18 protein-coding genes and 1 other RNA gene are annotated in these 23,671 nt (G+C 41.7%); 17 read left to right on the forward strand and 2 right to left on the reverse strand.

The window, feature by feature from the left end; genetic code table 11:
• The first annotated feature begins 99 nt into the window (after positions 1-99).
• A complete protein-coding gene (locus E6X37_RS07680; RefSeq protein ID WP_004694895.1) occupies positions 100-765 on the forward strand; it encodes an AzlC family ABC transporter permease in 666 nt (221 codons plus the stop codon).
• Positions 758-1,096, forward strand: a complete 339-nt coding sequence (locus E6X37_RS07685) for a branched-chain amino acid transporter permease (protein WP_316069005.1) — start codon at positions 758-760, stop codon at positions 1,094-1,096. The genes E6X37_RS07680 and E6X37_RS07685 overlap by 8 nt, the downstream gene beginning before the upstream one ends.
• A 55-nt stretch (positions 1,097-1,151) precedes the next feature.
• Here E6X37_RS07685 and E6X37_RS07690 read toward each other — a convergent pair whose 3' ends face one another.
• Entirely contained in the window at positions 1,152-2,003 is an 852-nt protein-coding gene (locus E6X37_RS07690) for an aldo/keto reductase (protein ID WP_123138141.1), read from the reverse strand.
• 111 nt (positions 2,004-2,114) lie between these two features.
• On the opposite strand from E6X37_RS07690, the gene E6X37_RS07695 reads away from it, so the two are divergent.
• From E6X37_RS07695 to E6X37_RS07760, 14 genes are all read left to right on the forward strand, one after another.
• Entirely contained in the window at positions 2,115-3,230 is a 1,116-nt protein-coding gene (locus tag E6X37_RS07695; protein ID WP_287501456.1) for an efflux RND transporter periplasmic adaptor subunit, read from the forward strand.
• Between the two features lie 101 nt (positions 3,231-3,331).
• Positions 3,332-4,267, forward strand: coding sequence for a DUF2156 domain-containing protein (locus E6X37_RS07700; RefSeq protein WP_331711869.1), 936 nt, complete (start codon positions 3,332-3,334; stop codon positions 4,265-4,267).
• A 190-nt stretch (positions 4,268-4,457) separates the two neighbouring features.
• A complete protein-coding gene (locus E6X37_RS07705; RefSeq protein ID WP_316689725.1) occupies positions 4,458-5,651 on the forward strand; it encodes a GNAT family N-acetyltransferase in 1,194 nt (397 codons plus the stop codon).
• A gap of 1 nt (position 5,652) precedes the next feature.
• The gene (locus tag E6X37_RS07710; RefSeq protein ID WP_077707686.1) at positions 5,653-6,522 is read left to right on the forward strand and encodes an RluA family pseudouridine synthase; all 870 of its coding nucleotides are present in this window, start codon (positions 5,653-5,655) and stop codon (positions 6,520-6,522) included.
• Between the two features lie 315 nt (positions 6,523-6,837).
• Entirely contained in the window at positions 6,838-11,418 is a 4,581-nt protein-coding gene (gene gltB, locus E6X37_RS07715) for a glutamate synthase large subunit (protein WP_316104923.1), read from the forward strand.
• Positions 11,419-11,535: 117 nt separating this feature from the next.
• Positions 11,536-11,635: signal recognition particle sRNA small type (gene ffs, locus E6X37_RS07720), an RNA gene on the forward strand.
• A gap of 109 nt (positions 11,636-11,744) precedes the next feature.
• Positions 11,745-14,423: a DNA polymerase III subunit gamma/tau gene (gene dnaX / locus E6X37_RS07725; RefSeq protein WP_058948146.1), complete on the forward strand. Its 2,679-nt coding sequence runs from the start codon at positions 11,745-11,747 to the stop codon at positions 14,421-14,423.
• Between the two features lie 141 nt (positions 14,424-14,564).
• Positions 14,565-14,894 carry a YbaB/EbfC family nucleoid-associated protein gene (locus E6X37_RS07730; RefSeq protein WP_004694913.1) on the forward strand — a complete coding sequence of 110 codons (330 nt, stop codon included), beginning with the start codon at positions 14,565-14,567 and terminating at the stop codon, positions 14,892-14,894.
• A complete protein-coding gene (gene recR / locus E6X37_RS07735; RefSeq protein WP_004694915.1) occupies positions 14,895-15,491 on the forward strand; it encodes a recombination mediator RecR in 597 nt (198 codons plus the stop codon).
• 4 nt (positions 15,492-15,495) lie between these two features.
• Positions 15,496-15,747 carry a hypothetical protein gene (locus E6X37_RS07740; protein WP_004694917.1) on the forward strand — a complete coding sequence of 84 codons (252 nt, stop codon included), beginning with the start codon at positions 15,496-15,498 and terminating at the stop codon, positions 15,745-15,747.
• Positions 15,748-15,759: 12 nt separating this feature from the next.
• Positions 15,760-18,348 (forward strand): 3'-5' exonuclease, encoded by a 2,589-nt coding sequence (locus tag E6X37_RS07745; RefSeq protein WP_316689727.1) that lies wholly within the window; start codon positions 15,760-15,762, stop codon positions 18,346-18,348.
• Positions 18,348-19,466 (forward strand): RluA family pseudouridine synthase, encoded by a 1,119-nt coding sequence (locus E6X37_RS07750; protein WP_316689728.1) that lies wholly within the window; start codon positions 18,348-18,350, stop codon positions 19,464-19,466. Before E6X37_RS07745 ends, E6X37_RS07750 begins: the two co-directional genes overlap by 1 nt.
• A gap of 257 nt (positions 19,467-19,723) precedes the next feature.
• Positions 19,724-20,848: a cation diffusion facilitator family transporter gene (locus tag E6X37_RS07755; protein ID WP_316689729.1), complete on the forward strand. Its 1,125-nt coding sequence runs from the start codon at positions 19,724-19,726 to the stop codon at positions 20,846-20,848.
• A 48-nt stretch (positions 20,849-20,896) separates the two neighbouring features.
• Positions 20,897-21,469: an immunity protein YezG family protein gene (locus E6X37_RS07760; RefSeq protein ID WP_155085892.1), complete on the forward strand. Its 573-nt coding sequence runs from the start codon at positions 20,897-20,899 to the stop codon at positions 21,467-21,469.
• A 33-nt stretch (positions 21,470-21,502) separates the two neighbouring features.
• Here E6X37_RS07760 and E6X37_RS07765 read toward each other — a convergent pair whose 3' ends face one another.
• Positions 21,503-22,945, reverse strand: coding sequence for an amino acid permease (locus E6X37_RS07765; protein WP_155085894.1), 1,443 nt, complete (start codon positions 22,943-22,945; stop codon positions 21,503-21,505).
• Between the two features lie 281 nt (positions 22,946-23,226).
• Between E6X37_RS07765 and E6X37_RS07770 the strand changes: the two genes are divergently transcribed.
• Complete coding sequence (locus tag E6X37_RS07770; RefSeq protein ID WP_004694930.1) at positions 23,227-23,634, forward strand: SRPBCC family protein; 408 nt, start codon at positions 23,227-23,229, stop codon at positions 23,632-23,634.
• The last annotated feature ends 37 nt before the right edge of the window (positions 23,635-23,671 follow it).

Consider the following 23,671-nt stretch of genomic DNA (forward strand, 5'->3'; position numbering starts at 1 on the left):
TAAGGGGATTAACAGTGTAAACTTGTATGATATGGAAAGGAGGCGCTCCCTATAAATAAAATAAAAAATAGAAGTGCATTTTCTTTTGCACTTCCGATTATGATTCCCATGGGGCTTAGTTTCCTCTTTCTTGGAGTAGGCTTTGGTTTGTATGCTACCAGTCAAGGGTTTCCTTGGTGGACCGCTCCTGTTTTAGCTAGTACCATATTTGCAGGCTCCATGGAGTTCGTAACTATTGGGCTGTTAATGGCAGGCTTTGATCCAGTGAATACTTTTATGTTGACCTTGTTTGTCAATGGGCGTCATTTCTTCTATGGTCTATCTGCACTACAGCGATATGTGCATATGGGATGGAAGTGGTTTCCTACAGTTGCGTGGATGTGTGATGAAAGTTTTGCAATTAATGTATCTACGAAGTTACCCGATGATGTAGATGAAAAATGGTTCTACTTCCATGTATCGTGGCTTAATTATATCTTCTGGGTTGTGAGTACTCTTGTAGGGGGATTGTTCGGCGATTTATTAGCATCTGTAGATTTGCGAGGTATTGGTTTTGTATTACCTGGCTTATTTATTGTTATATTCCTTGAAATGTTATTTAATGCTAAAAGTAATAATATTCGAGGCTTAGGTGCTGTTGGAGCCGTTGTAGCCCTAGCAATGCTTCTATTAACGGGAAAATCCTTATTTATGCTTGCTTCTATGGGGTGTATGCTCGTAGTATGTTATATAGCGTATAAGTGGGGAGGTGTACATCTTGACTAGTTTTGAAATAGTCATTACTGTTGCTATTGTAGTAGCAGGTACATTGCTTACACGATTTGCTGCTTTTCTCATTTTCCCTCCCGGTAAAAAGGCGCCAGACTTTGTACTGTACTTAGGTAAAGCTTTACCTGCAGCGATTATGGGTCTGCTTGTTGTGTACACTTTTAAAGATATTGTAGTTCTAATATATCCTTACGGACTTCCTGAATTAATTGCATTCTTAGTTACAGTGGGGCTTCATATGTGGAAGCGAAATATGTTCATGTCTATTGGGGCAGGAACTGTAGCGTATATGATTCTTGTACAAGCCATATTTAATGTAACAAGATAAAATAAACCACGTATATCTATTCCTATGAAAGGTTAGATATACGTGGTTTTATGTTTTATTTTAGTTGTAAAAGTCTTTCAAGACCTGGCGCAGTATGATGGTCTTCCAAGAAGTCTTGTTGGTCTAGTAGTTCCATAACGTCCATATCGATGTTGGTGAGTTTGAAATCGAATACATCGAAGTTAGCTTCCATATGGCTCACGTTATTTGCCTTTGGCAATGGAATGATGCCTTGTTGGATGTGCCAACGCAAGATGATTTGATGTTTTGAAACACCGTATTTTTCCGCCAAGCTTTTGATGATTGGATGGTCAAAAATCGGTTGGCGGTCACGGGTAAATGGAGACCATGCCATGCCTACAACTTGATGCTTTCTCATCAATTGTAAGAGTGATTGACGTTGGTTGAACGGGTGGCATTCGATTTGGTTGACCACCGGCTTTACATTGCAGTGGTACAACAAGTCAATGAGGCGATCCTCGTAGAAGTTAGATAGGCCTAACCCACGAAGTACATTTTGATCGTATAATTCTTCCATGGCGCGCCAAGAACCGTAGTAATCACCCAGTGGTTGATGCACCAGCATGATGTCAATATAGTTGGTATTTAATTTCTTTAAGGAGCTTTCAACAGCACGCATCGTATTATCGTAGCCCGCATCAGTGTGCCAAATTTTAGTAGTGATGATTATATCTGTTCGTTTAATACCAGATGCTCTGATTCCTTTAGCCACGGCTTCTTCATTGCCATAATAGGCGGCCGTATCGAGTAAACGATAGCCTACGCTAAGTGCATTGGAAACAGCTTGTTCAGTCTCTCCTTCGGTACCTGTTTTATAGGTACCATAACCGATGGAGGGAATAAAGCTACCATTATTTAAAATCCTAAAGTCCATCCGTTCTTCCATGAGAACCTCCGTTATATTCATAAATTAAAGGAATTAGCTTTCATACAATTCTAACTGATTTTATGATATACTAAGGTATTGATAAAAATCAATATGATAGGAAGTGACAGAATGCAAATAAATCGTTTTTGCTCTGTAATTGCTATCCTTGGCGTTATGATTATGACACTCGCTATTGCGGGATGTGGTACGAAAACCGTATCCGTCGCAGAGGTAACGTACAAGGATATGCCGTTGCAGATTCATAATGATGCCAATGTAACGGCCCTTAATAAGGCGACGATAACGCCGACCTTGACGGGGCAGGTCGTGTATGCCGTGAAAGTAGGCGATCAAGTACAGCAAGGTCAAACTGTGGCAACTGTAGATACATCGGCTTTACAACAACAGCTAGCATCCTTGCAAGGACAATTAGCGCAAGCCCAATCACAATCATATGCCACAGCTGTGACGACTACGACTGCAGCATCTATAGACAGTACTCAACTGGAACAGGCTCAACGCATGCGTGAAGCGGGCATAATCACACAAAAAGAATATGATCGTATTTTGGAACGATCTCAACCACAAACTACAACAGTTACAACCGGTGGTGGCGGAGGCATCAATACGGCAGCCATTGAGGCACAAATCGCACAAGTATCGGCTCAGATGGCGGCATCTACAATCGTGGCTCCTATAGCAGGTACTGTAACATCTATCTATAACGAAGACCGTCAAATGGCGATTGCAGACCGTCCATTTATGATGATTCAGCAATCTACGCCGATGGTTGCATCCCTCAGCATTCCTCGTGATGCGGCTATGAAATTAGGTACACCTGAAGCGAAGAATGGCATGAAGGTACTTCTCAAGGTAGGTGACCAAGAATTACCAGGTGAATTGACTTACGTAGATATTACTCAACCTGAAAATGTGCCAAGTGTTCTTGTGAAAGCCACTTTCAATAATGAGAAAGGCCTAATCAAGGCTGGTGAATTCTATACACTCGTTATTGAATCTAATGTGAAAGCCAAGATGCTGACCGTTCCAACTAAGGCGGTTCGGGAAAATCAAGATGGGAAATATGTATATGTATTGACTGAGAATAATACAGTTGATGTACGTGTTGTTGAGGTAGGCATCACTGAAGGCGATGACGTAGCCATTATTTCTGGCTTAAACGAAGGTGATAAGGTTATTACGACGGATGGCACCTTTGTGTTAGGTGAATCTGTAAAATTGTAATTATGAGACCTAAGATTTTAGTACTAGATTGTTAGGATTATGTTTAAATGTGATGGAATCAAAACTTTCACAGATTGTGAAAGTAACCTCAAAAGAGGAATCTGATAGGAGGGATTATTATTTTAGAATTTAAACGTTTTGAATTGAGAGATAAACCATTAATCGACAAATATTTTGAACAACATCATTATGAAGCATCCGATAATTGCTTTACTACATTGTTTATGTGGCAAGATCCGTACGGTATTCGCTGGGCTGAAGAAAATGGCGTATTGTACATCCAAGGTGGTGGCAAGCGTGAGCCATTCCTTTTGCCTCCATTTGCTGGTAAAGATGCAAAGTTCCTTGATGGTTTGTTGCGTGCTAAAGAATGGTTCGTAGAAAATAAATTGCCGTTCCGATTTAAAGGCGTTAGCAAAGATGTAAAAGAACGCATGGAAGACCTATGTCCTGGTCGCTATGCATTTACACCTGACCGCGATAACTACGAATACATTTACAAGTCCGAAGATCTTATCAACTTGTCTGGTAAGAAATTCCGTCAAAAGAAAAACCATTTAAACCAATTCCGCATGCAATATTCTAACTATGAATATGTGCCGATTACAGATGATATTATTCCATTATGTCGTGAAACGGCAGCATCTTGGGTAGAAACGCATCATGAAGAAGGTATCGAAGATGAATTGATAGCCATCAATTTGTTATTTGATAACTGGGATGTGTTGGGACTTAAGGGCGGTGCTATTAAACTATTCGGCCGTGTCGAAGCCTTTAGTATCGGTGAGCTTCTCAATGACAGAATTGCTTTGATTCACATTGAAAAAGCAAATCCAGATATTCGTGGTTTGTATCAAGCTATCAATAATGAATTCATTCGTCATGAATTTAGCGAAGTAGAATTTATCAACCGCGAAGAAGATATGGGTTTGCCTGGCCTTCGTCAAGCAAAAGAATCTTATAACCCAGATCATTTTGCTGAAAAATATGACGCAGTATATGCTAACGAAGCTGATAATGCGACAGGCGGTAAATAAAAATTTGAGCTATGAAGCCGATGTGCTCCATAGCTCATTTTGTTATAATAGAATTGTTAGCCTATCTATTTGAATGTAACTATTGTATCATCATGGCGATATGATGTGCTTAAATTAGATCAGATTAGATATTATACGCTGTGACGCGACAGATAGATAACGGCTCTTATGATATAACGAGGACATAATTATGGAATTTAGAATTGCGACGGCTCAAGATACGCCTCATGTGGAAAATCTATGGGCGTACTGCTTTGAACCAAAGGAAGATCTATTCTTCCAATATTATTTTACAAATTGTTATGAACCAGAGAATACAATGGTCGGCCTAGAACAGGACCAATTGTTGAGTACCGTTCATTTGCGTCAATACAATCTTAATGTACGTGGTGCCGTATTGCCTACGAGCTATATGGTAGGCGTTGCAACGCATCCAGCAGCCCGCCGTGGTGGTGTAGGCGGTGCACTGTTAACTGCTGCACTAGATGAGCTTCGTAAACGCGGTCAAGCTATGACGATTTTGATGCCATCCAAGGCGGCGTTCTATCAGCAATATGGTTGGGAACTTTATGCTCATCAATGGGTGAACACCATATCGCTAGAAGACTTGCGCCCTATGACAGATAAAACGTTGAGCTTTGGCTTGCTAAATAGCGTAGATCAATGGACTTTGTTAGATCCAGTATATAAAACATATACGGCTCGTCTTTCTGGCTATGCAGAGCGTGGTGAAAAGGAATGGAAACGTTTGTTAGGCAGCTTTTTTGCAGAAGGCGTAAATGTTGCTGTAGTGCGCAACGATGACCATGTCATTGAAGGCTACGCAGTGTATCGTTTAGGTCAGCCTGAAATTCCTGTTACTGAGCTGGCTTACACGACACGCCGTGCACAACGTGCATTATTGAATTATTTCTATAATCACCGTTCCCAAGGTACGTCTATCCGTTGGAATGAAGGTCTTCACGATACATATTATCGCTTCTATCCTGATGGTAGAACTGGCCACGCTACCATGCCATATATGATGAGTCGTATTGTAGATGTAAAAGCTGCTTTCGAAGCAATTCCTGTCAATCAAGAGGCATTGATGATGCCTATAACAATGACCTTTGCTGTAAAAGATGGGCTTTGCAGTTGGAACGAAGGTCGCTATGAAGTACAATATGGCAGTGCATTAACTCCATCCGTTAAAAAGATTTCTGATACGATAGAGGATGAAACAGATATTACCATTGAGGTCGGTGCGTTGAGCCAGTTATTAATGGGCACAATTACGGCTCGAGACCTTGCGTTTGAAGGGAAACTTTCAGTAAGCGAAGAATGGTTAGACTATTTCGATATTCTCTATCCTGAACAAAAAACGTATATTAACGAATGGTGGTAATATGAGTTGGAAAACATATACGGTGAAAGAACCAACTGAGTTGACGGTTTCTAAATATGTAAAGGAACGATTTTCCTTATCCTCTCGGGATATCCAAATGATGTTTCGCAAGAAACGGGTAAAAGTTAATAGCCGTGTGGCTCATTCGCAGCGAGTACTTAAAAAGGGTGATGTATTAACTTTGGAGTTACCACAAGATAAGGATTATGGGGTTGATGTAGAAAAGGGGCCGATTACCGTTCTCTACGAAGATGCTCATACCTTAGTTGTAAATAAAGCTCCTTTTATGCTCGTTCATCCAGCAGGGCAAACAAAGTCTTGCACTTTAAGCAATTATATAGCTGGTTATTATGCGAAAAAGGGTGTAGTTCATAAGGTTCGCCCTGTGCATCGCCTCGACCGAGATACATCGGGGTGTATTCTATTTGGTAAAACAAAGGAAGCACAACAATATTATACGGATGAGCTACAAGCAGGTCGTATCGATCGTATTTATACAGGACTTGTAGAAGGTCATATTGATGCGGATGGCATGGTAGATGAGCCTATTGGGGTAGATCCAGTATTCGATAATCGCCGTGTTATCGATGAGTTTGGTCAGCCTGCTCAAACGGAATATACCGTTCTCGGTTATGAAGGAGACAATACTCTGTTACGTTTTAAATTGTTGACTGGCAGAACTCATCAAATTCGGGTTCACATGGAACATATTGGCCATCCTATTATTGGTGATGCTATGTATGGTACGCGCAATAAGCCCTATACACGCCAATGTTTGCACGCATCGGAGCTAACCTTTGTACCGTATGGTAAGGATGAAGCTATTACGATTACTTGTGAAGTAGGGGATAATTTTGGTCGAGAAAAATAACTGTTGATTTTTCCACTCAAAATAATAAGACTATCGTATTTATTGGATGAGAAGCTTATTATCCCTGTATCCTTGTATACAAAAAACAATAGTGATAAAAACTCATAGTCTATGCATGAAAAGCATAGACTATGTTTTTTTTATATTTTCAATTCACAGTGGACAGGAGTATACTGTGTATAGACATAAAATTCTATAGAATGTTAAATTGATAATTTTATAGAGAAATAGTTTGTTAGTTATACTTTTACCAAGACCGAACGGAACGATGCCGCAGTGCTTGGAATGATCAAGTGATATGAAGGAGTGCACGTTATGGATATGAAGCAAAGCACAATAGAGCAACAACGTCTAGATCAAGCTAGACTTGAAGCCAATGGTATGTACAGCAGCCAATTTGAAAAGGATGCGTGTGGCATGGGCTTCGTTGTTAATATTAAGGGAAAAAAATCTCATGATATTATCGACGATGGTTTACGCATTTTAGAGCGATTGGAACATCGTGGCGGTGCCGGTGCCGACAAGGATACTGGAGATGGTGCCGGTATTTTAGTACAAATTCCGCATGAGTTCTTTAAGCGCGAGTGCGAAGTGCTTGGTATTAACCTACCTGCAGCTGGCGAATATGGCGTAGGTATGGTCTTTGCCCATAAATATGAAAGTCTCCGTAACGAGCAAAAACGAATTCTCGAAGAGGTCGTGCGCGAAGAGGGGCAAGTTGTTCTCGGTTGGCGTGAAGTACCGGTAGATGGTACAAAGGTTGGTAAAGAGGCTGCGGCGATTCGTCCTTGGATGATTCAAATTCTCATCGGCAAAGGCCCCAATGTAACGAATAATAAGGAATTTGAACGCAAATTATATATCATCCGTAAATTGGCGGAAAAACGCATCATCCCATTGAGCAAAGAATTGTCTAGCGATTTCTATATCGCATCTTTGTCCTCTAAAACAATCGTATATAAAGGTATGTTAACACCTGGTCAATTGCGCGACTTCTACCTTGATTTGAGCGACCTTGACTTTACCTCTGCGTTGGCAATGGTTCACTCCCGTTTCAGTACGAATACATTCCCAAGTTGGGCGCGGGCACATCCTAACCGTTTCTTAGTTCACAACGGTGAAATCAATACTATTCGCGGTAATGTAAACTGGATCAATGCTCGTGAAGGTAAAGCGGAATCCCCATTATTCCCAGATATCAAAAAAGTATTCCCTGTTGTTGATGATAGCGGTTCTGACTCTGCTATGTTTGATAACACATTGGAATTCTTGCACATGACAGGCCGCTCCTTGCCTCATGCGATTATGATGATGATTCCTGAGCCTTGGGAACGCAATAATCTCATGAGTCAAGAAAAACATGATTTTTATGAGTTCAATAGCTTTATGATGGAACCTTGGGATGGTCCTGCGGCTATGGGCTTTACCGATGGTACAGTTATCGGCGGTGTCCTTGACCGCAACGGTTTGCGTCCTGCTCGTTACTATGTGACAACAGATGATCGCGTTATCATGGCTTCCGAAGTTGGCGTTGTAAACGAAAATGCTGAAAACATCCGCGCTAAAGGCCGTTTGGAACCAGGTAAAATGCTACTCATTGATACAGAGGAGCAACGTATCATCTCCGATGAAGAAATCAAACATCGCGTCGCTACTGAATTGCCATACAATGAATGGGTAAAGGAACACGTTATTCATTTGTCTGAAATTACGCAAGCCGATGAAAGTACAATTCCAACAGTAGATGATTTATTCAAAGAACAACAAGCTTTTGGTTATACCCAAGAAGACCTTGTGCGTATGATCGTGCCTATGGCAAAAGATGGGAAAGATCCTGTTGGTGCCATGGGGGCCGACGCGCCTTTAGCTATCTTGTCAGATAAACCACAATTGCTATATAGCTACTTCAAGCAAATGTTTGCGCAAGTAACGAATCCTCCAATTGATTCTATTCGTGAGGAAATGGTTACATCTACACGGGTTATGCTTGGTAACTCTGGTAATTTAACAGAACCTAACAAAGCTGGTACCTATGCATTGTCCATGCGTACCCCAATTCTTACAAACCAAGAATTGGCATCCATTAAAGCTCTTGATTGCCGTCGCATGAAATCCGTAACCTTGCCAATTCTCTTCGATCCTACTAAGGGTGCTGAAGGCTTGCGAGATGCGCTAAATGATTTATGCGAAAAGGCAGAAGAAGCAGCTCGTACAGATCAAAATGTGTTGATTTTATCCGACCGCGGTGTCGATGAAAATCATGCACCAATTCCAGCATTATTAGCTGTAGCAGCTGTTCATAATCATTTGATCGACAAAGTATTGCGTACAGAAATCGGCCTCATCCTTGAGTCTGGTGAACCACGTGAGGTTCATCACTTCTGTACATTAATTGGCTATGGCGTAACGGCCATCAACCCATATTTGGCGCTTGAAACAGTTCGCGATTTGCAAGCTCGGAAACGCCTTGGCGATATTACACCAGAACAAGCAGAAAAGAACTACATCAAGGCCGCTGTAGGTGGTATTATGAAAGTTATGTCCAAAATGGGTATTTCCACAGTTCGTTCCTACCACGGTGCACAAATCTTTGAAGCGTTGGGCTTGAATACTAACTTCATTAATAAGTTCTTCGTAAATACACCAACACGTATTGGCGGTATTGGTCTTGGTGGTGTAGCACATGAAGCATTAGCTCGTTTTGAACGTGCTTTCAAATCCGATGAAACAGTACTGGAACCAGGCGGTTGGTATGGTCCTGTAAAAGATGGGGAAGAGCATCTATTCAATCCTAAGACAATCGAGCTTTTACAAGAATCTCTTATCAACGGCGACTACGCAAAATATAAAGAATACTCCAAAGCGATTCGCAACGATTACCACGTTACATTGCGTTCCTTGATGGAATTGAACTATCCTGTAGGTGGCGGTATTCCTATCGAAGAGGTTGAACCTGAAGAATCCATTGTAAAACGCTTTAAAGCTGGTGCTATGAGCTACGGTGCCATAAGTAAAGAGGCGCATGAAGCTATCGCCATCGCAATGAATCGTTTAGGTTCTACATCTAACTCTGGTGAAGGCGGCGAAGATGTAGATCGTTTTAAACCATTGCCAAACGGCGATAGCATGAACTCCGAAGTAAAACAAATTGCATCTGGGCGGTTTGGGGTAACTGCAAACTACCTCATTCATGCAAAAGAATTGCAAATTAAATGTGCTCAAGGTGCCAAACCAGGTGAAGGCGGCCAATTACCAGGCAAAAAGGTATATCCTGAAATTGCCAAGGCTCGTCACTCCACTCCAGGCGTTGAGCTCGTATCTCCACCACCGCATCACGATATTTACTCCATCGAAGACTTGGCAGAGTTGATTTATGACTTGAAATGTGTTAACAAAGATGCGCGTATTTCCGTTAAATTGACATCTGAAGCAGGTGTTGGCACGATTGCTGCGGGTGTGGCGAAAGCGAAAGCGGATAATATCTTGATTTCCGGATACGATGGTGGTACAGGTGCGGCAGGGCGCACGTCTGTTAAACACGCTGGTGTGCCTTGGGAACTTGGTCTGTCTGAAACTCATCAAACCTTGATGCTCAACAGATTGCGTGACCGTGTTCAATTAGAAGTAGACTCCAAGTTGATGACTGGTTTCGATGTGGCTGTAGCAGCTATGCTCGGTGCTGAGCTATTCGGCTTTGGCACATTGCCTCTCGTAGCGGTAGGCTGTAAAATGGCTCGTGTATGTAATCTTAATACATGTCCTTATGGTGTAGCTACACAAGACGAAAAATTGCGTGCTCGTTTCACAGGTAAGCCTGAATATGTTGAAAACTTGATGCTTTTTATCGCTCGTGAATTGCGTGAAATCATGGCTCGCCTAGGTATTCGCTCCGTAGCAGAACTCGTTGGGCGTATCGATCTTGTTCGTCAAAAATCGCAAGACGATAACTTCAAATTGTCCCGCGTTGACCTTAAACGCATATTGTTCCGTCCATACATTGATGCCTCTGTAGGTCATATGCACATGGTTGACCAAGATCACGAGTTGGAACGCACCTTGGATATGTCCAAGCTCTTGCGTATGTGCCGTCCTGCTATTGAGGACCAAAAACCTATTCGCGCTAAATTGGCTATCACTAATATCAACCGTGTTGTAGGTACCTTGGTTGGTTCTGAGGTGACTCGTCGTTATGGTGAAAGCGGCTTGCCAGACAATACAATCAAGTTGAATTTCGAAGGCTCTGCAGGCCAATCCTTCGGTGCTTTCATTCCTAAAGGTATGACATTGGAACTCGAAGGGGATGCGAATGATTACCTTGGTAAAGGTTTATCCGGTGGTACAATCACTGTATATCCGCCTAAAGCATCTATCTTTGAGGCTGACGAAAACATTCTTATCGGTAATGTTGCCTTCTATGGTGCAACCTCTGGTACATCCTACATTAACGGTGTAGCTGGTGAACGTTTTGCCGTTCGTAACAGTGGCATCACTGCCGTTGTGGAAGGCGTCGGCGACCATGGCTGTGAATACATGACTGGTGGCGAAGTGCTCGTACTCGGTAAAATCGGCCGTAACTTCGGAGCAGGTATGTCCGGTGGCTATGCGTACATCCTCGATTGCGATGAACGCTATGTAAATCCAGGCCTCGTAGAACTACGTGCTGCCAATAATGATGACCTTAAACGCATTAAAGAACTGGTAGAACAACATGTATTGCATACTAACTCCGCTAAAGGCCGTCACATTTTAGAAAACTGGAATAACTTTGTAAACAGATTTACAAAGGTTGTACCTGTAGCATACGAGGAAATGCAAGCTACTATTGAACGATTCAAAGAACAAGGCTTGTCCTTAGAAGAAGCACAACTGGCTGCATTTAAAGAAAAATATGCATAATATATTTCTCCTTAGTTAATTTTTGTTATATAAGAATACAGTGAAAAGCCTCTATAGCTTTGACTATAGAGGCTTTTTCATGTATAATATTTATATTGCAATATTGGATCATGGCAGTTCTCGGGCCTGTGCAATGGGGGCCTGTGAATCGTGTCAGGACTGAGAGGTAGCAGCACTAAGCGGTAACCTTCATGTGCCACGGGGACCCCGGGGGCTGTCGTGATCGAATATTGCAAGGCGGCCTGTGGGGCCGCTTTTTTTATGCCTAATTTTCTTGAATATGGTATAATAAAGTATTGTAAGTTTCGGAAAAAGGGGGTGTTCCAATGGCATATATTGCGCTATATCGTAAGTATCGACCGCAGACATTTACCGATGTGGTCGGTCAGCATCAGGTGTCTGATACATTGATGCGCGCTATCCGTGAGGATAAGGTAGCTCACGCCTATTTATTTGCCGGTCCGCGGGGGACTGGTAAGACGAGCATGGCGAAGATTTTTGCGCGCGCTATCAACTGCGAGCATGGTCCAACGGATCACCCTTGTAACGAATGTAGTGCTTGTAAATCGATTTTGAGTGGACAGTCCATGGACGTTCTTGAAATCGACGCCGCATCCAATCGCGGTATCGATGAGGTTCGTGCTCTTCGTGAAAGCGTCAAATTTATGCCTGTTGAGGGGCGTAAAAAGGTGTTCATTATAGACGAAGCCCACATGCTCACTACAGAGGCGTGGAACGCGCTTTTAAAAACAATCGAAGAACCTCCTGCTCATGTGATGTTTATCTTTGCCACTACAGAAATTGAAAAATTGCCTGTTACTATCGTGTCTCGTTGTCAGCGGTACACTTTTAGACGCATTACATCTGATGATATCGCACAACGCTTATCTTACGTAGCAGAAAAAGAAGGCTTTAGCCTTGATTCTGCGGCAGCGCAGCTCATTGCTGTTCATGCAGATGGTGGCTTGCGTGATGCCTTGAGTATTTTAGACCAATGTGCAGGTATGGCAACGGGCTCTATTACACCGCAAGTGGTGGAAGAATTAATCGGTCTCGTAAGTAAGGAATGGATTATTCACTTCCTAGATGCTTTGCGTAACGGAGATGGTCCTAAAGTATTATCCTACGTTCACGATGCCTTGGCAGAAGGTCGCGATGCGACGCAAATTATGGAAGCCCTCATTCAACATGTGCGTGCCTTGCTCGTTGGTAAGGTGGCTCCTGATGCGGATGAGCTCAAGGTATACGATGCCTTTAAGGATGAGTTCCTAGCTCAGGCCAATAGCGTTGATTTCAATGAACTTAACCAATATGTGCGCAGTGCTCAATCCATCATGAATGATTCGAAACAAGTGGACAATCCAAGAACTATCATCGAAATGGGTCTACTCGTGCTTTGTGCTAAATTAGGCTCTGTTGATGAAAGCTTAGAAGACCGTATATATGCTCTAGAAAGTGCTGAGCGATCTGAACGAAATGATTTATTGAACCGCATGGCTCAATTGGAACAACGAGGCCCAGCGGCTCCTACACCAGCTTATGGTGCTAATGCATTTGGTCCACCTAGCGGCTATGCGAACAGCTTTGTTCCTGTAGATAATGCTGCTGTACAGAATACTTCCATGAGTAGTATTCAAGATACTGCTGTTGGCACTGTGCCACCTCCAAGCAGCGTAGGCATGACACCACCGCCTGCGAATGTGGGGATGACTCCACCACCGATGGGAGCACCAGGTAGTACACCTCCTCCGATGAATGGAGTGGGCATGGCTCCGCCACCATTGGGCGGCGTTGGCATGGCGCCACCACCGAATAATGGGGACCCAGTTTCCCGAAAAACCACAAGAAACCAAGCTAAGGGTCGTGCTAAAAAAGGAATTAGTACACAGGCCATCATTAGTGAACAAATCTTATCTGCTCAAGAGTATCGTAATGTACAATCCAATGTCATTAAATACTTGAAGGATAGTAATCGCAATATGACCTCTACCGTTATCGGTCAAGGTCAGCTAGTGTATGTAGACCAAAGCAAGGCGGTCATGGCCTTTAAAAATACATTACATCTCAATGTAATGACCAATGAAGTGAACTTGGCGGAAGCGGTTGATGCTTTCACCTATACACTGGGCTATGCAGTACACGTAGAAATCGTGGATGCCCTCACGCAAGTTTATAAAGACTATAAAAAGGCTGCTGGTAGCACCACACAACGCCAAGTAAAAGCACCCCAACGACCACAAGAACCGATGGTTGACGTAAAGACGACCTCTGGTGGGCAACCGACACAAATGGATTTAACCAATGATCCTCAAGAGAGTAAGCCTGATTCTGCAGCCGTGGACGCGGCTAAGGCTGCGGCGATGGCATTCTTAGCTAAGAAAACCGGCGGTGCCGTTGCAAATACGGTAGTTAGTGATAGTGCGAATACAACTACAATAGCTGCATCAGAAACTGCATTAGGAGCTGGCGTAGAAACAGAGCCAGCATCCGGTGGTGATGTGCCAATTACATCCTTTGATGGTAGTCCTGCGACACAGGTGCCAGATGGTGAAATTCCTATTGAGTCTCTAGCAGGTTCTATAGAAGGGGATGATATTCCAGTTCATTCCTTTGATGATGTGCCTGTAGATGATATGGAGGATTCTTATGTATCATCCTTAGATGATATGCCGCCACATCCATTAGATAGTGTGACTGTTATCAGCGAGGATGGCGAAGTGTTAGAGCGCCCTATGGATAGCGGTGCGCATATTGAGGTTGAAGCTGTCCCAAAGTCTGATGGGGGTGAATCTCGTGAGGTAACCCCGCATCAAGGTGATGACAATGATATGCTTTCAGCAGCACCTATTGAAGTAGAGGCTATCGATAGTGTTACGGTGGCTCGAGAATACGCTTGGGATCCAGAGCATATGACAGAAGAGGAACGAAACAATCCTCTCTTGGCGGAAACGTTAGAAAAATTATCTGAAGACCATGACATCATAGTCGAGGTTATCGAAGAATAGATAAAAAAGTAATTGTTATATAATAACCTTTGGCCTTGGGGCTATTAGGTGACACATATGTTATAAATCTATGTCATATATTGTTAATGATGTGGACTTAGAATGTTAGTATAGGACGATGTCTTAAAAGGAGGAAATACAATGTTTGGTAAAGGTATGGGCAACATGGCTGGCATGATGAAAAAAGTTCAAAAGATGCAAGAAGACATGAAGAAAATGCAAGAAGAGTTAAAAACTCGTACTGTAGAAGCTTCCGTAGGTGGCGGTGCAGTAACCGTTGTGATGAACGGTGAAAAAATCATCGAATCTTTAAAATTGAATCCTACAGCTGTTGATCCTGAAGATGTAGAAATGTTAGAGGATCTAGTAATGGCTGCGGTAAACGAAGCTAGCAAAAAAGTAGACGACCTCTTGGCTCAAGAAATGGGCAAAGTGACTGGTGGTCTAAACTTGCCAACAGGTTTATTCTAAATGACAAACGCTTTAGAACGGCTCGTAGAACAGCTGCGCCGCTTGCCTGGCATCGGCTCCAAGTCGGCTAGACGCTTGGCTTATCATTTGGTAGAAATGCCGAAGGAAGAGGTAGACCGCCTCGTGGAAACCATCGTAGAAGCGAAGGGGGCTACGCGTCACTGTTCTATTTGCTTTAACTTATCAGCTCAAGATCCTTGTGAATTTTGTAGCAATCCAAATCGCGACCAAACGACGATTATGGTTGTTGAAACATCTCGTGATGTGATTGCTATCGAGCGCAGTGGTGATTATAAGGGCTTGTATCATGTATTGGAAGGTGCTTTGTCCCCTATGGAGGGCATTGGTGCTGACGATATTCGCGTAAAAGAGTTGATTGCACGCCTTCGTGATGGTGTTGTACAAGAGGTTATCCTCGCGACAGACCCAGATGTCGAAGGGGAAGCTACAGCTCTGTATTTGGCGCGCTTATTAAGTCCAAGTGGCATCAAGGTAACGCGCATTGCCCGCGGTGTTCCTGTGGGCGGCGATATCGAATATGCCGATGAATTAACGCTAGGCGGTGCCGTAGTGAACCGTCAAGAAATGAAAGGATAATAGTATGGGAGCTTTATTAGCATCACCGATTATATCGGCGGTTATTTCCATTGCTGTAGCCTACATTGCTTTCAAAGTAGCATTTTTCACCATTAAACGGGTGGCTATGAATGTTGTGATTGGTGGGTTAACCTACTGGGTATGCGTTCATATACTTAATATTCCAATGGATATTGGAGTTGGTATTTGGGCATTAACAGCAATTTTAGGTCCTATTCCTATGGTCTTAGCTGCTATATATTACGGCATTAAATAACAGGAGGTTTTTATGCTTATCAATCGTGAACAACAACGCGTTATTGATGAAGTGGAACAGAATATCCTCTTGTTAGCGTCCGCTGGGACGGGAAAAACGAATACACTTGCTTATCGGGTGGCTCATCTCATCGAGGGTGGCTATGCGAAGGCGGAGAATATCTTGTGCATGACCTTTACGAACAAGGCCGCAAACGAGATGAAAGACCGCATTCAATCGCTCGTGGGCAGTCCTGCAAAGGCTGTGGAGGTTAGTACATTCCACAGCTTTTGCTTTTTCATTCTCCAACAAGAGGGCAAGCGCAACGAAACCTTGTACACGGATGTGACCATCTTTGACGAAGAAGACTGCAAGGAACTATCTGAACCGTACCGTCCTGGTAAATTGCGAGAAATGTCCTTTGCTAATGTTATCTCCATGGTGAAAGAATATCGTTCTTTATATGGCTTTTATTCTGATGATCTCGTAGGTGACTACAAGCGGACAATTGAACGCTTACAGAAGGAACAGCGTGAAGCCATTGAACAGCTCTTTTCGAGCTTTGGCAATGTCCTCTACAGTGAACTCCATGATTTCTTGAACCATGGTCACGAATGGATTGCTGCGTATGATGAAAGCTTAGCTTCCGTGCACGGCCTAGATTTTACAGATCTCATCTGCGGTGTTCATCGCCTATTTCAAGATCCTGTAGTTCGTGAGCGCTGGCGCAGTCGTTACAGCTATATCTCTGTAGATGAAATGCAAGATACAGGCGTACTAGAGTACAAAGTTCTAGAAATGCTGTGGGAAGGTAATCACGTACTTTTGTGTGGTGACTATTTCCAAACAATTTACGAATGGCGTGGCTCCGATCCGTTCCGCTTGCTCAAGCAATTTGATGCGGATTTCAAGCCTTTAAAAATTATCTTCTACGAAAACTATCGCTCCAACTGGACGCTCTTTACGATGGCTTTCAAAACCTTACAAAATATGTTCCCTGACCTGGTTGGGTCTATCTATACTGAATTGCCTCGTGCCAATAGTGAAAGCAAGGGTAAGCCTGTTCTCATTAAAGGTTGTAAAAATAGCTACCTTGAGGGCCGCTATATCTACGAAGCTATCTGCGCATTACCGAAGGATGCTAATATCGGCGTTCTCGTGAGGGATAATAAAAAGGCACAGCAGCTAAGTGATTCTTTTGAACGTCTTAACGGCGAACGACCTGAAGAGGAGCGCCGTCACTTCATGATTATCGACGAGTTTAAATTCTTTAGACGTCAAGAAATAAAGGACATTATGGCCTACTTCAAACTGCTCATGAATCCAAACGACTCTGTCAGTGCGAAGCGCATTATCAAGCGATATGTTGCTGGTATTGGTGATGCTCGTATCGCTGCGATTGAAAGCCTAGAGACGCGCCAAGTAGGTTTAAAATTGACGGACTTCATGGATATGCCTATCTTTGAGGCAGAGCCTTATGCAAAGCTTGTCAGTGGCTTAGAGCAGCACGAAGTAGTTGTTTATGACGTGGAGAGCACCGGCACAGATACGTCTCAAGACCGCATCATTCAAATTGCAGCCATTCGCATCGATGAAAGTGGACAGGTCTTAGAGGCCTTTGAACGCTTTATCAATCCAGGTGTACCTGTTGGTCAATCCGAAGAGGTACACGGCTTCTCCGATGCATATTTACAAGAACACGGCGAAGATCCTACTACAGTACTCAAAGCATTTAAGGAGTTTTCTAAGGATACTATTATTGTAGGTCACAATGTAAACTATGATGTGACCATCTTTACAAATGAATTGGCGCGTCATAACTTAGGCAATCCTGAGTTCAAGGCTATTTACGATACACTCGATATCTACCGTCGTTTCTATCCTAATTTGCCAAATCATAAATTGGGCTTCCTAGCATCTAAGTTCCCTATACACCATGAGCCAACACATAATGCAATGGATGATATCTTGGCCACTGCACAGCTTTTAATTTATGTGGTGAAAGAAAAAATCATACCAACTACAACGGGGCGCATGGTAGCTATAAATAAATATAAAGCAGCTTTCACGGATATCGCCTCTCAAATGGCGACCTTGCGTAGAAAAGCCTATACGGAGATGCCAACGAAATTATTGGCGTATATCATGAACCAAATGGGGGTTCTAGAATACTATAAATTTCATGGGGAAGCGGCAAAGGTAGAGCATATACGCGATTTGTATCGCATCATGGAAAAATTAGATGCGGCTTATGAAGGGCCAGCAGGATTAGCGCGGTTAAATCAAATCTTGCAGCTCGCAGCTCTTACGGCGGGCGAGCCCGCACAACAGGTGCGAAACGAAGACCGCATTCCTATCATTACCATTCACCAAGCGAAGGGTAGCGAGTTTGACCATGTATTCTTGGCTGGGCTAAATGAAGGAACTTTCCCCAGTCCCTTTGCCATTGCAGAAGGTCGTGAAGACGAGGAAAAGCGTTTATTCTATGTGGCCATAACTCGACCTAAACAAGAATTGACCATTACCTTTGAACAGACGAATATACGAGGTAGGGCAGTTCAACCAAGTTCGCTACTCAACTATATGCCACGAGATCCTGAACTCGTAGAAAGGAGATACTAATGGCGCGAAAAACATATCGCCCTGATGATATTCTGTGGACCGTGACAGCTGTAGATATAGAAGCTGTACTTAGCAAGAAAAATGCAAGACAAAAGCTAATAGGTAATGGTCAAGATATATCAAGTAAAAATCGAGATATATCGAGTAGCAATCAAGACATATCAAGTCGTGATTCCGAGCATATTGGAGAAATATGTGATATTTCACTTGGTGAAGTGTTAGATACTAGATATCCTAGAAAGTCCTTAGTTAAACTCTTTGAAGAGAAATTAATCCACATTAATGGACATAAGGCTACACCAAAGGATACAATCTCCGAAGGCGACGAGATTTGGATTGCTATGGCGAAGGAAAAAATAGATCATGACCCTATCGAAATGGACTTACGCATTCTGTATGAAGATACTGATCTCCTTATTGTGGATAAGCCATGCGGTTTGACGGTAAACTCTAAAGATCAAGTATCTCTTGCCAATGGTGTGGCGCATTATTTTAAAGAACATGGTATTAAGCGAAAGGTACGTTTCTTGAATCGTCTCGATAGAGATACGACAGGTTGCATTGTCATTGCAAAAAGTGGTTTAGCACAAAGTATTTATCAACAGCAAATGGATGATAATACCTTTGAAAAGTGGTATATGGCGACTGTGGAAGGCATTGTAGAAGCCGATGAGGATTCTTTAGTATTCCCTATGGAACGCAGTGCTGATGGGATTCATTACGAAGTGAATCCTAAGGGAAAAGAGACTCGTACAGATTTTTCCGTCCTATGTAGACATTCTTCAGAGACTGTGGATAACTCTGTGAATAAGTCTAAAAATTCTGTGGATATAACAGCAAAAAATGTGGATATAAACTTAGGAGATGTTGATAAAAGTAGTCAAAATGTGGACAAAACTGTGTATAAGTCCAATAAATGTGAATATACAGAGGTTTTAGTTCGTTTGTACACAGGGAAAACACATCAAATTCGAGTAGCTTTCAGCCATATAGGGCACCCTCTTGTAGGAGATATCTTATACGGTGCACAACCTACGGGACAGCCATTCCAATTACGGGCTCAAAAGGTAGTATTTACACATATGCGCACAGGCGAGCGTATTACGGTTACGGCATAATCTGATTTCCTTAAATCATTACGCGAGCCTAAGTACTGGTTTGATAATAGGTCTGTATTATATATTGTGAAGTCACAATACCTAAAACAATCTAATTGAGAAATGAGAATTATTGATAACTCAGCAAAATCAATAAGTTTAAAAATATTTTTTAAGAAAAATAATGACAAATGATAATCGATAAGCTATAATAGGAATATAAGTAAATCGATATAGTTCAATTTAAAAACTATAAATCAGAATGTAAGAGGTGTAGTATGATTTTACAAGATAATAGTGCAGCACGTAATCGGGGGATTACGCTTGCCAGTATAAAAGGCATTATAGGTAATGTCGTTCTCGTTATTTTTAAAATGATTGTGGGCCTTGCGTCTAATTCCATCGCCATTATCCTTGATGCGGTAAATAACTTAACAGACGTATTGTCCTCTGTATTAACTATTGTGGGTACAAAATTAGCCGCCAAAGGGGCTGATAAGGAGCATCCATTTGGCCACGGTCGTATAGAATATATGACTACCATGGCTATAGCTTTCATCATTCTCGGTGCTGGCATTGGATCCCTTAAGGAATCTGTGGAAAAAATTATTCACCCTGGGGTATCTACCTTTGATATTCCAGGCCTTGTTATCATCGCTGTTGCCATCGTGGTGAAAATCGTGATGGGCCGTTATATCAAGGCACAAGGTGAAAAATATAAATCCGATGCGCTCGTAGCATCTGGTATAGATGCCCTTTTTGATGCGGTAATTACCTTTGCCACATTGGTATCTGCAGGCTTAGTATTTTTCTTTAACTTTGATATTCAAGGTTATGTGGGCGCTGTTATTTCTGTTTTAATTTTAAAAGCGGCGTATGATATTTTACGTGAGATGTACAACCATTTGCTTGGTATTCGAGCAGATGATAATTTAATCCGTAATATTAAAGAAACTATCGCACAGCATCCGAATGTGGGTGGTGTATATGACTTGGTATTAAATAGCTATGGTCCGGGAGAAACAATTGGTTCTGTTCATATTTCTGTACCAGATACGATGACAATGGCAGAAGTTCATCCCCTAACAAAGGGCATTGCGGTTCATCTTTATAAAAAGTTTGGCATCAATATGACCGTTGGTGTATATGCTGAAAACCAACCAAGTGTAGAAGTACTTGAAATTAGAAAAGCTCTTGATCAAGTTATTAGTTTATATACACATGTAGTACAAGTACATGCCTTCTACGTACAAGAAGAAAAGAAGGTTATTTACTACGATATTATCTTTGACTTTGACGAAGAAGATCCGCATGGCACATTGGAAAAAATTAAGGCAGAAATGCAAAAACGTTACCCTGACTATACACAATTCGCTATTGTGGATACGGATTTTAGTAACTAATTTTATAAATTGTAATTTGTTTTGATAAATTCTCTAAGGAGAGATGGAATGAAAAAAATTGCTCTTACCGCATTAGCTGTAATGGCGGTTGTTGGTGTGTTCGCGGTTCAGCCTGCAGATGCAAAAAAGGTAGAACAAGATCCAGTAGTGGCATCTATTGATATGCCTATGAATGATGAGATTCAACAGGTTAATGGTGTTTCTAAATCAACAAATAAAGAAACACGACGTTTGTCTAATACTTTAGCAGAAGCTACAAAAGTGATGATTAAAAAGAATTGGAAGATCATTTATATTAAAGCAGTTCCTACGGGAGATAAGGATGCTGTACGCTTTTATTACAAAGATAATAGAGGTCAAGTATACAATGGTCAAGTCATTAGAAATACAGGCCTATCCAAGGGTAAATATATGGCTGGTTCTTTACGTCAAATAGAGGCCTTGCAAGAATTAGTTAATCACTTGCAACAGAATGGTCAAGAAGTACCATCCTCTATTGATATCATGATCACTCAAGAAGGCTATCGCATCAAGACTATTTTTAATTACAATGAAGATACAAGTAATTTACCAGCATATCTAGAACAATATGAACAACAGAATTTCCCTACTATGAAGTAAAAGAAAAGCTCGTGCTATGCACGAGCTTTTTTGTTAGATTACGTAATCATCGGAATCGTCTTTCTTAGGTTTTTTGTAAATTTCTTTTACACCAGCCATTTCGATGAGTTCTTCCCCAAGGGCATCTTCATCGTCTGTGTTAAGCATGGAGTAGAAGGCCCAAAGAATAATAAACCAAATTGGTGTGAACAAGAGGGCAATTCGCGTATCTTCGTTTAAGGCTAGAATGGCTAAAACGAAAACGAAGAACGCGAGGATAACGTAATTCATTACTGGGTATAGAGGCATTTTAAATTTAGACTGTGCCACTACATCAGGATTTTTTTTGCGATATTTGAGATGGCAAATAACCATCATGGCCCAAATAAAGATAAAGCAGAACGTAGAGATTGATGTAATCATAACGAATACTGCTTCAGGCATTACGTAGTTGAGTACAACCGTAATCAATAATACGGCTGCCGAGAAAATCGTTGCTTGGTATGGCACACTGCTGTGAGTCAAGCGGCGCATCGAACTCGGGGCGTGACCGCGTTTTGCCAAGGCGTAAATCATACGACCAGTACTGAAGATACCGGAGTTTGTAGCAGATGCTGCAGAGGTAAGAACAACGAAGTTTACGATACCTGCAGCGGCTGTAATACCAACGGCGGTAAATACAGCCACAAATGGACTTGCAGCAGGGTTAACGGCAGTCCAAGGGTAAATACTCATGATGATGGCTAAAGAGCCTACATAGAATAAAATAATACGCAATGGAATATTGTTTATGGCCATTGGAATAACCTTTTCAGGATCTTCTGTTTCGCCAGCCGTTAAACCTACGAGTTCTATGCCTGTGAAAGCAAATACAACCATTTGGAATGATAGGATAAAGCCCATCGTTCCATTCGGAAACCATCCTCCGTAATTCCACATATTACTAAAGGCGGCGACGCCAGCATCTGTAGTAAAACCTGTAACAATCATGATGATACCGATGATGATAAGAGAGATAATAGCGATTACCTTAATCAAGGCAAACCAGAATTCCATTTCGCCGAAATGTTTTACAGCTGTCAAGTTCATTAACAACAAGACGATTAAAACGAGTAAGGCGGGTATCCATTGGGGTAGCCACGGTATCCAGTACTGCATGTAGAGGCCTACGGCCGTTAAGTCTGCCATGGCTAGTGAAAGCCAGCAAAACCAGTATGTCCATCCCGTGATAAATGCTGCTCGATCCCCTAAGTAATCTTCTACAAAGTCGATAAAAGAGTGGTGGTTTAGGTTAGATAACAGTAATTCGCCTAGTGCTCTCATAATAAAGAAGCAAATAACACCTGTTATTAGGTAGGCGAATATAATGGATGGACCAGCCAAGTGAATGGCGCGGCCGGAGCCTAAGAATAAACCTGTACCAATAGCACCGCCGATAGCGAGCAACTGTACATGCCTGTTCTTAAGACCCCGTTTTAACTGATGAGTATCAGACATAATAAAGACCTCTTTTCTACAAACTATCTATAAACATAAAGGCTATGGATTACCACAGCTTTAACAATCTATAGAATCTTTAAAACTATTTTTTTATAATACAGTATCTATTCTAAAAAGTCAAATGTATTTTTACAGTAGACAAAAGATGATATGATTTTCTGATAGAGTATATCCTTATATTGATAAAAGCAAAGAATATTCTTTTTTTATGAAGTTTATTGACGAATAATATAAAATAATTTATAATAAGTACACTTATAATAAAAGGAGGATATAAAATGGAATTTAGTTTTAGTTTGAAAATAAAAGCAACAAAAGAAGCTGTGTGGGCGTACTATGCGAATATCGAAAAATGGTATGACTGGGAAGAGGATCTAAAAAATATTACATTAAACGGTAAATTTGAGACCGGTTCATGTGGTACAATGGAGCTTGAAGGTATACCACCTATGGAATATCAACTTACTCTTGTAAAACCTTTTGAAGAGTTTTGGGATAAGACTGAAACTCCATTTGGTGCTATTCTTTTCGGACATCAAATAATTGATAATCATGACGGAAGTGTAAATGTAAAACATACTGTAAGTTTAGAAAGTGAAGATAAGCAACATTTGGAATTTTTAAGTCAAGTTTTTTCGGATGTTCCTCAATCTATATTTATTCTAAAAAATTGTTTAGAAAGATAAGGTGATTGCTGTTTGTTTACATCAAAATATAAAGACA

The sequence above is a fragment of the Veillonella parvula genome, assembly GCF_032550495.1.
GTDB classification, from domain to species: domain Bacteria; phylum Bacillota; class Negativicutes; order Veillonellales; family Veillonellaceae; genus Veillonella; species Veillonella parvula_G.

What these genes read in the sequence shown, in the direction of transcription:
- gltB (WP_316104923.1), top strand. Translation starts at nt 6,838, where the DNA reads ATGGATATGAAGCAAAGCACAATAGAGCAACAACGTCTAGATCAAGCT.
- E6X37_RS07750 (WP_316689728.1), top strand. Translation starts at nt 18,348, where the DNA reads ATGGCGCGAAAAACATATCGCCCTGATGATATTCTGTGGACCGTGACA.
- E6X37_RS07760 (WP_155085892.1), top strand. Translation starts at nt 20,897, where the DNA reads ATGAAAAAAATTGCTCTTACCGCATTAGCTGTAATGGCGGTTGTTGGT.
- E6X37_RS07765 (WP_155085894.1), bottom strand. Translation starts at nt 22,945, where the DNA reads ATGTCTGATACTCATCAGTTAAAACGGGGTCTTAAGAACAGGCATGTA.
- E6X37_RS07740 (WP_004694917.1), top strand. Translation starts at nt 15,496, where the DNA reads ATGGGAGCTTTATTAGCATCACCGATTATATCGGCGGTTATTTCCATT.
- E6X37_RS07730 (WP_004694913.1), top strand. Translation starts at nt 14,565, where the DNA reads ATGTTTGGTAAAGGTATGGGCAACATGGCTGGCATGATGAAAAAAGTT.
- E6X37_RS07705 (WP_316689725.1), top strand. Translation starts at nt 4,458, where the DNA reads ATGGAATTTAGAATTGCGACGGCTCAAGATACGCCTCATGTGGAAAAT.
- E6X37_RS07770 (WP_004694930.1), top strand. Translation starts at nt 23,227, where the DNA reads ATGGAATTTAGTTTTAGTTTGAAAATAAAAGCAACAAAAGAAGCTGTG.
- E6X37_RS07710 (WP_077707686.1), top strand. Translation starts at nt 5,653, where the DNA reads ATGAGTTGGAAAACATATACGGTGAAAGAACCAACTGAGTTGACGGTT.
- recR (WP_004694915.1), top strand. Translation starts at nt 14,895, where the DNA reads ATGACAAACGCTTTAGAACGGCTCGTAGAACAGCTGCGCCGCTTGCCT.
- E6X37_RS07695 (WP_287501456.1), top strand. Translation starts at nt 2,115, where the DNA reads ATGCAAATAAATCGTTTTTGCTCTGTAATTGCTATCCTTGGCGTTATG.
- E6X37_RS07745 (WP_316689727.1), top strand. Translation starts at nt 15,760, where the DNA reads ATGCTTATCAATCGTGAACAACAACGCGTTATTGATGAAGTGGAACAG.
- dnaX (WP_058948146.1), top strand. Translation starts at nt 11,745, where the DNA reads ATGGCATATATTGCGCTATATCGTAAGTATCGACCGCAGACATTTACC.
- E6X37_RS07690 (WP_123138141.1), bottom strand. Translation starts at nt 2,003, where the DNA reads ATGGAAGAACGGATGGACTTTAGGATTTTAAATAATGGTAGCTTTATT.
- E6X37_RS07680 (WP_004694895.1), top strand. Translation starts at nt 100, where the DNA reads ATGATTCCCATGGGGCTTAGTTTCCTCTTTCTTGGAGTAGGCTTTGGT.
- E6X37_RS07755 (WP_316689729.1), top strand. Translation starts at nt 19,724, where the DNA reads ATGATTTTACAAGATAATAGTGCAGCACGTAATCGGGGGATTACGCTT.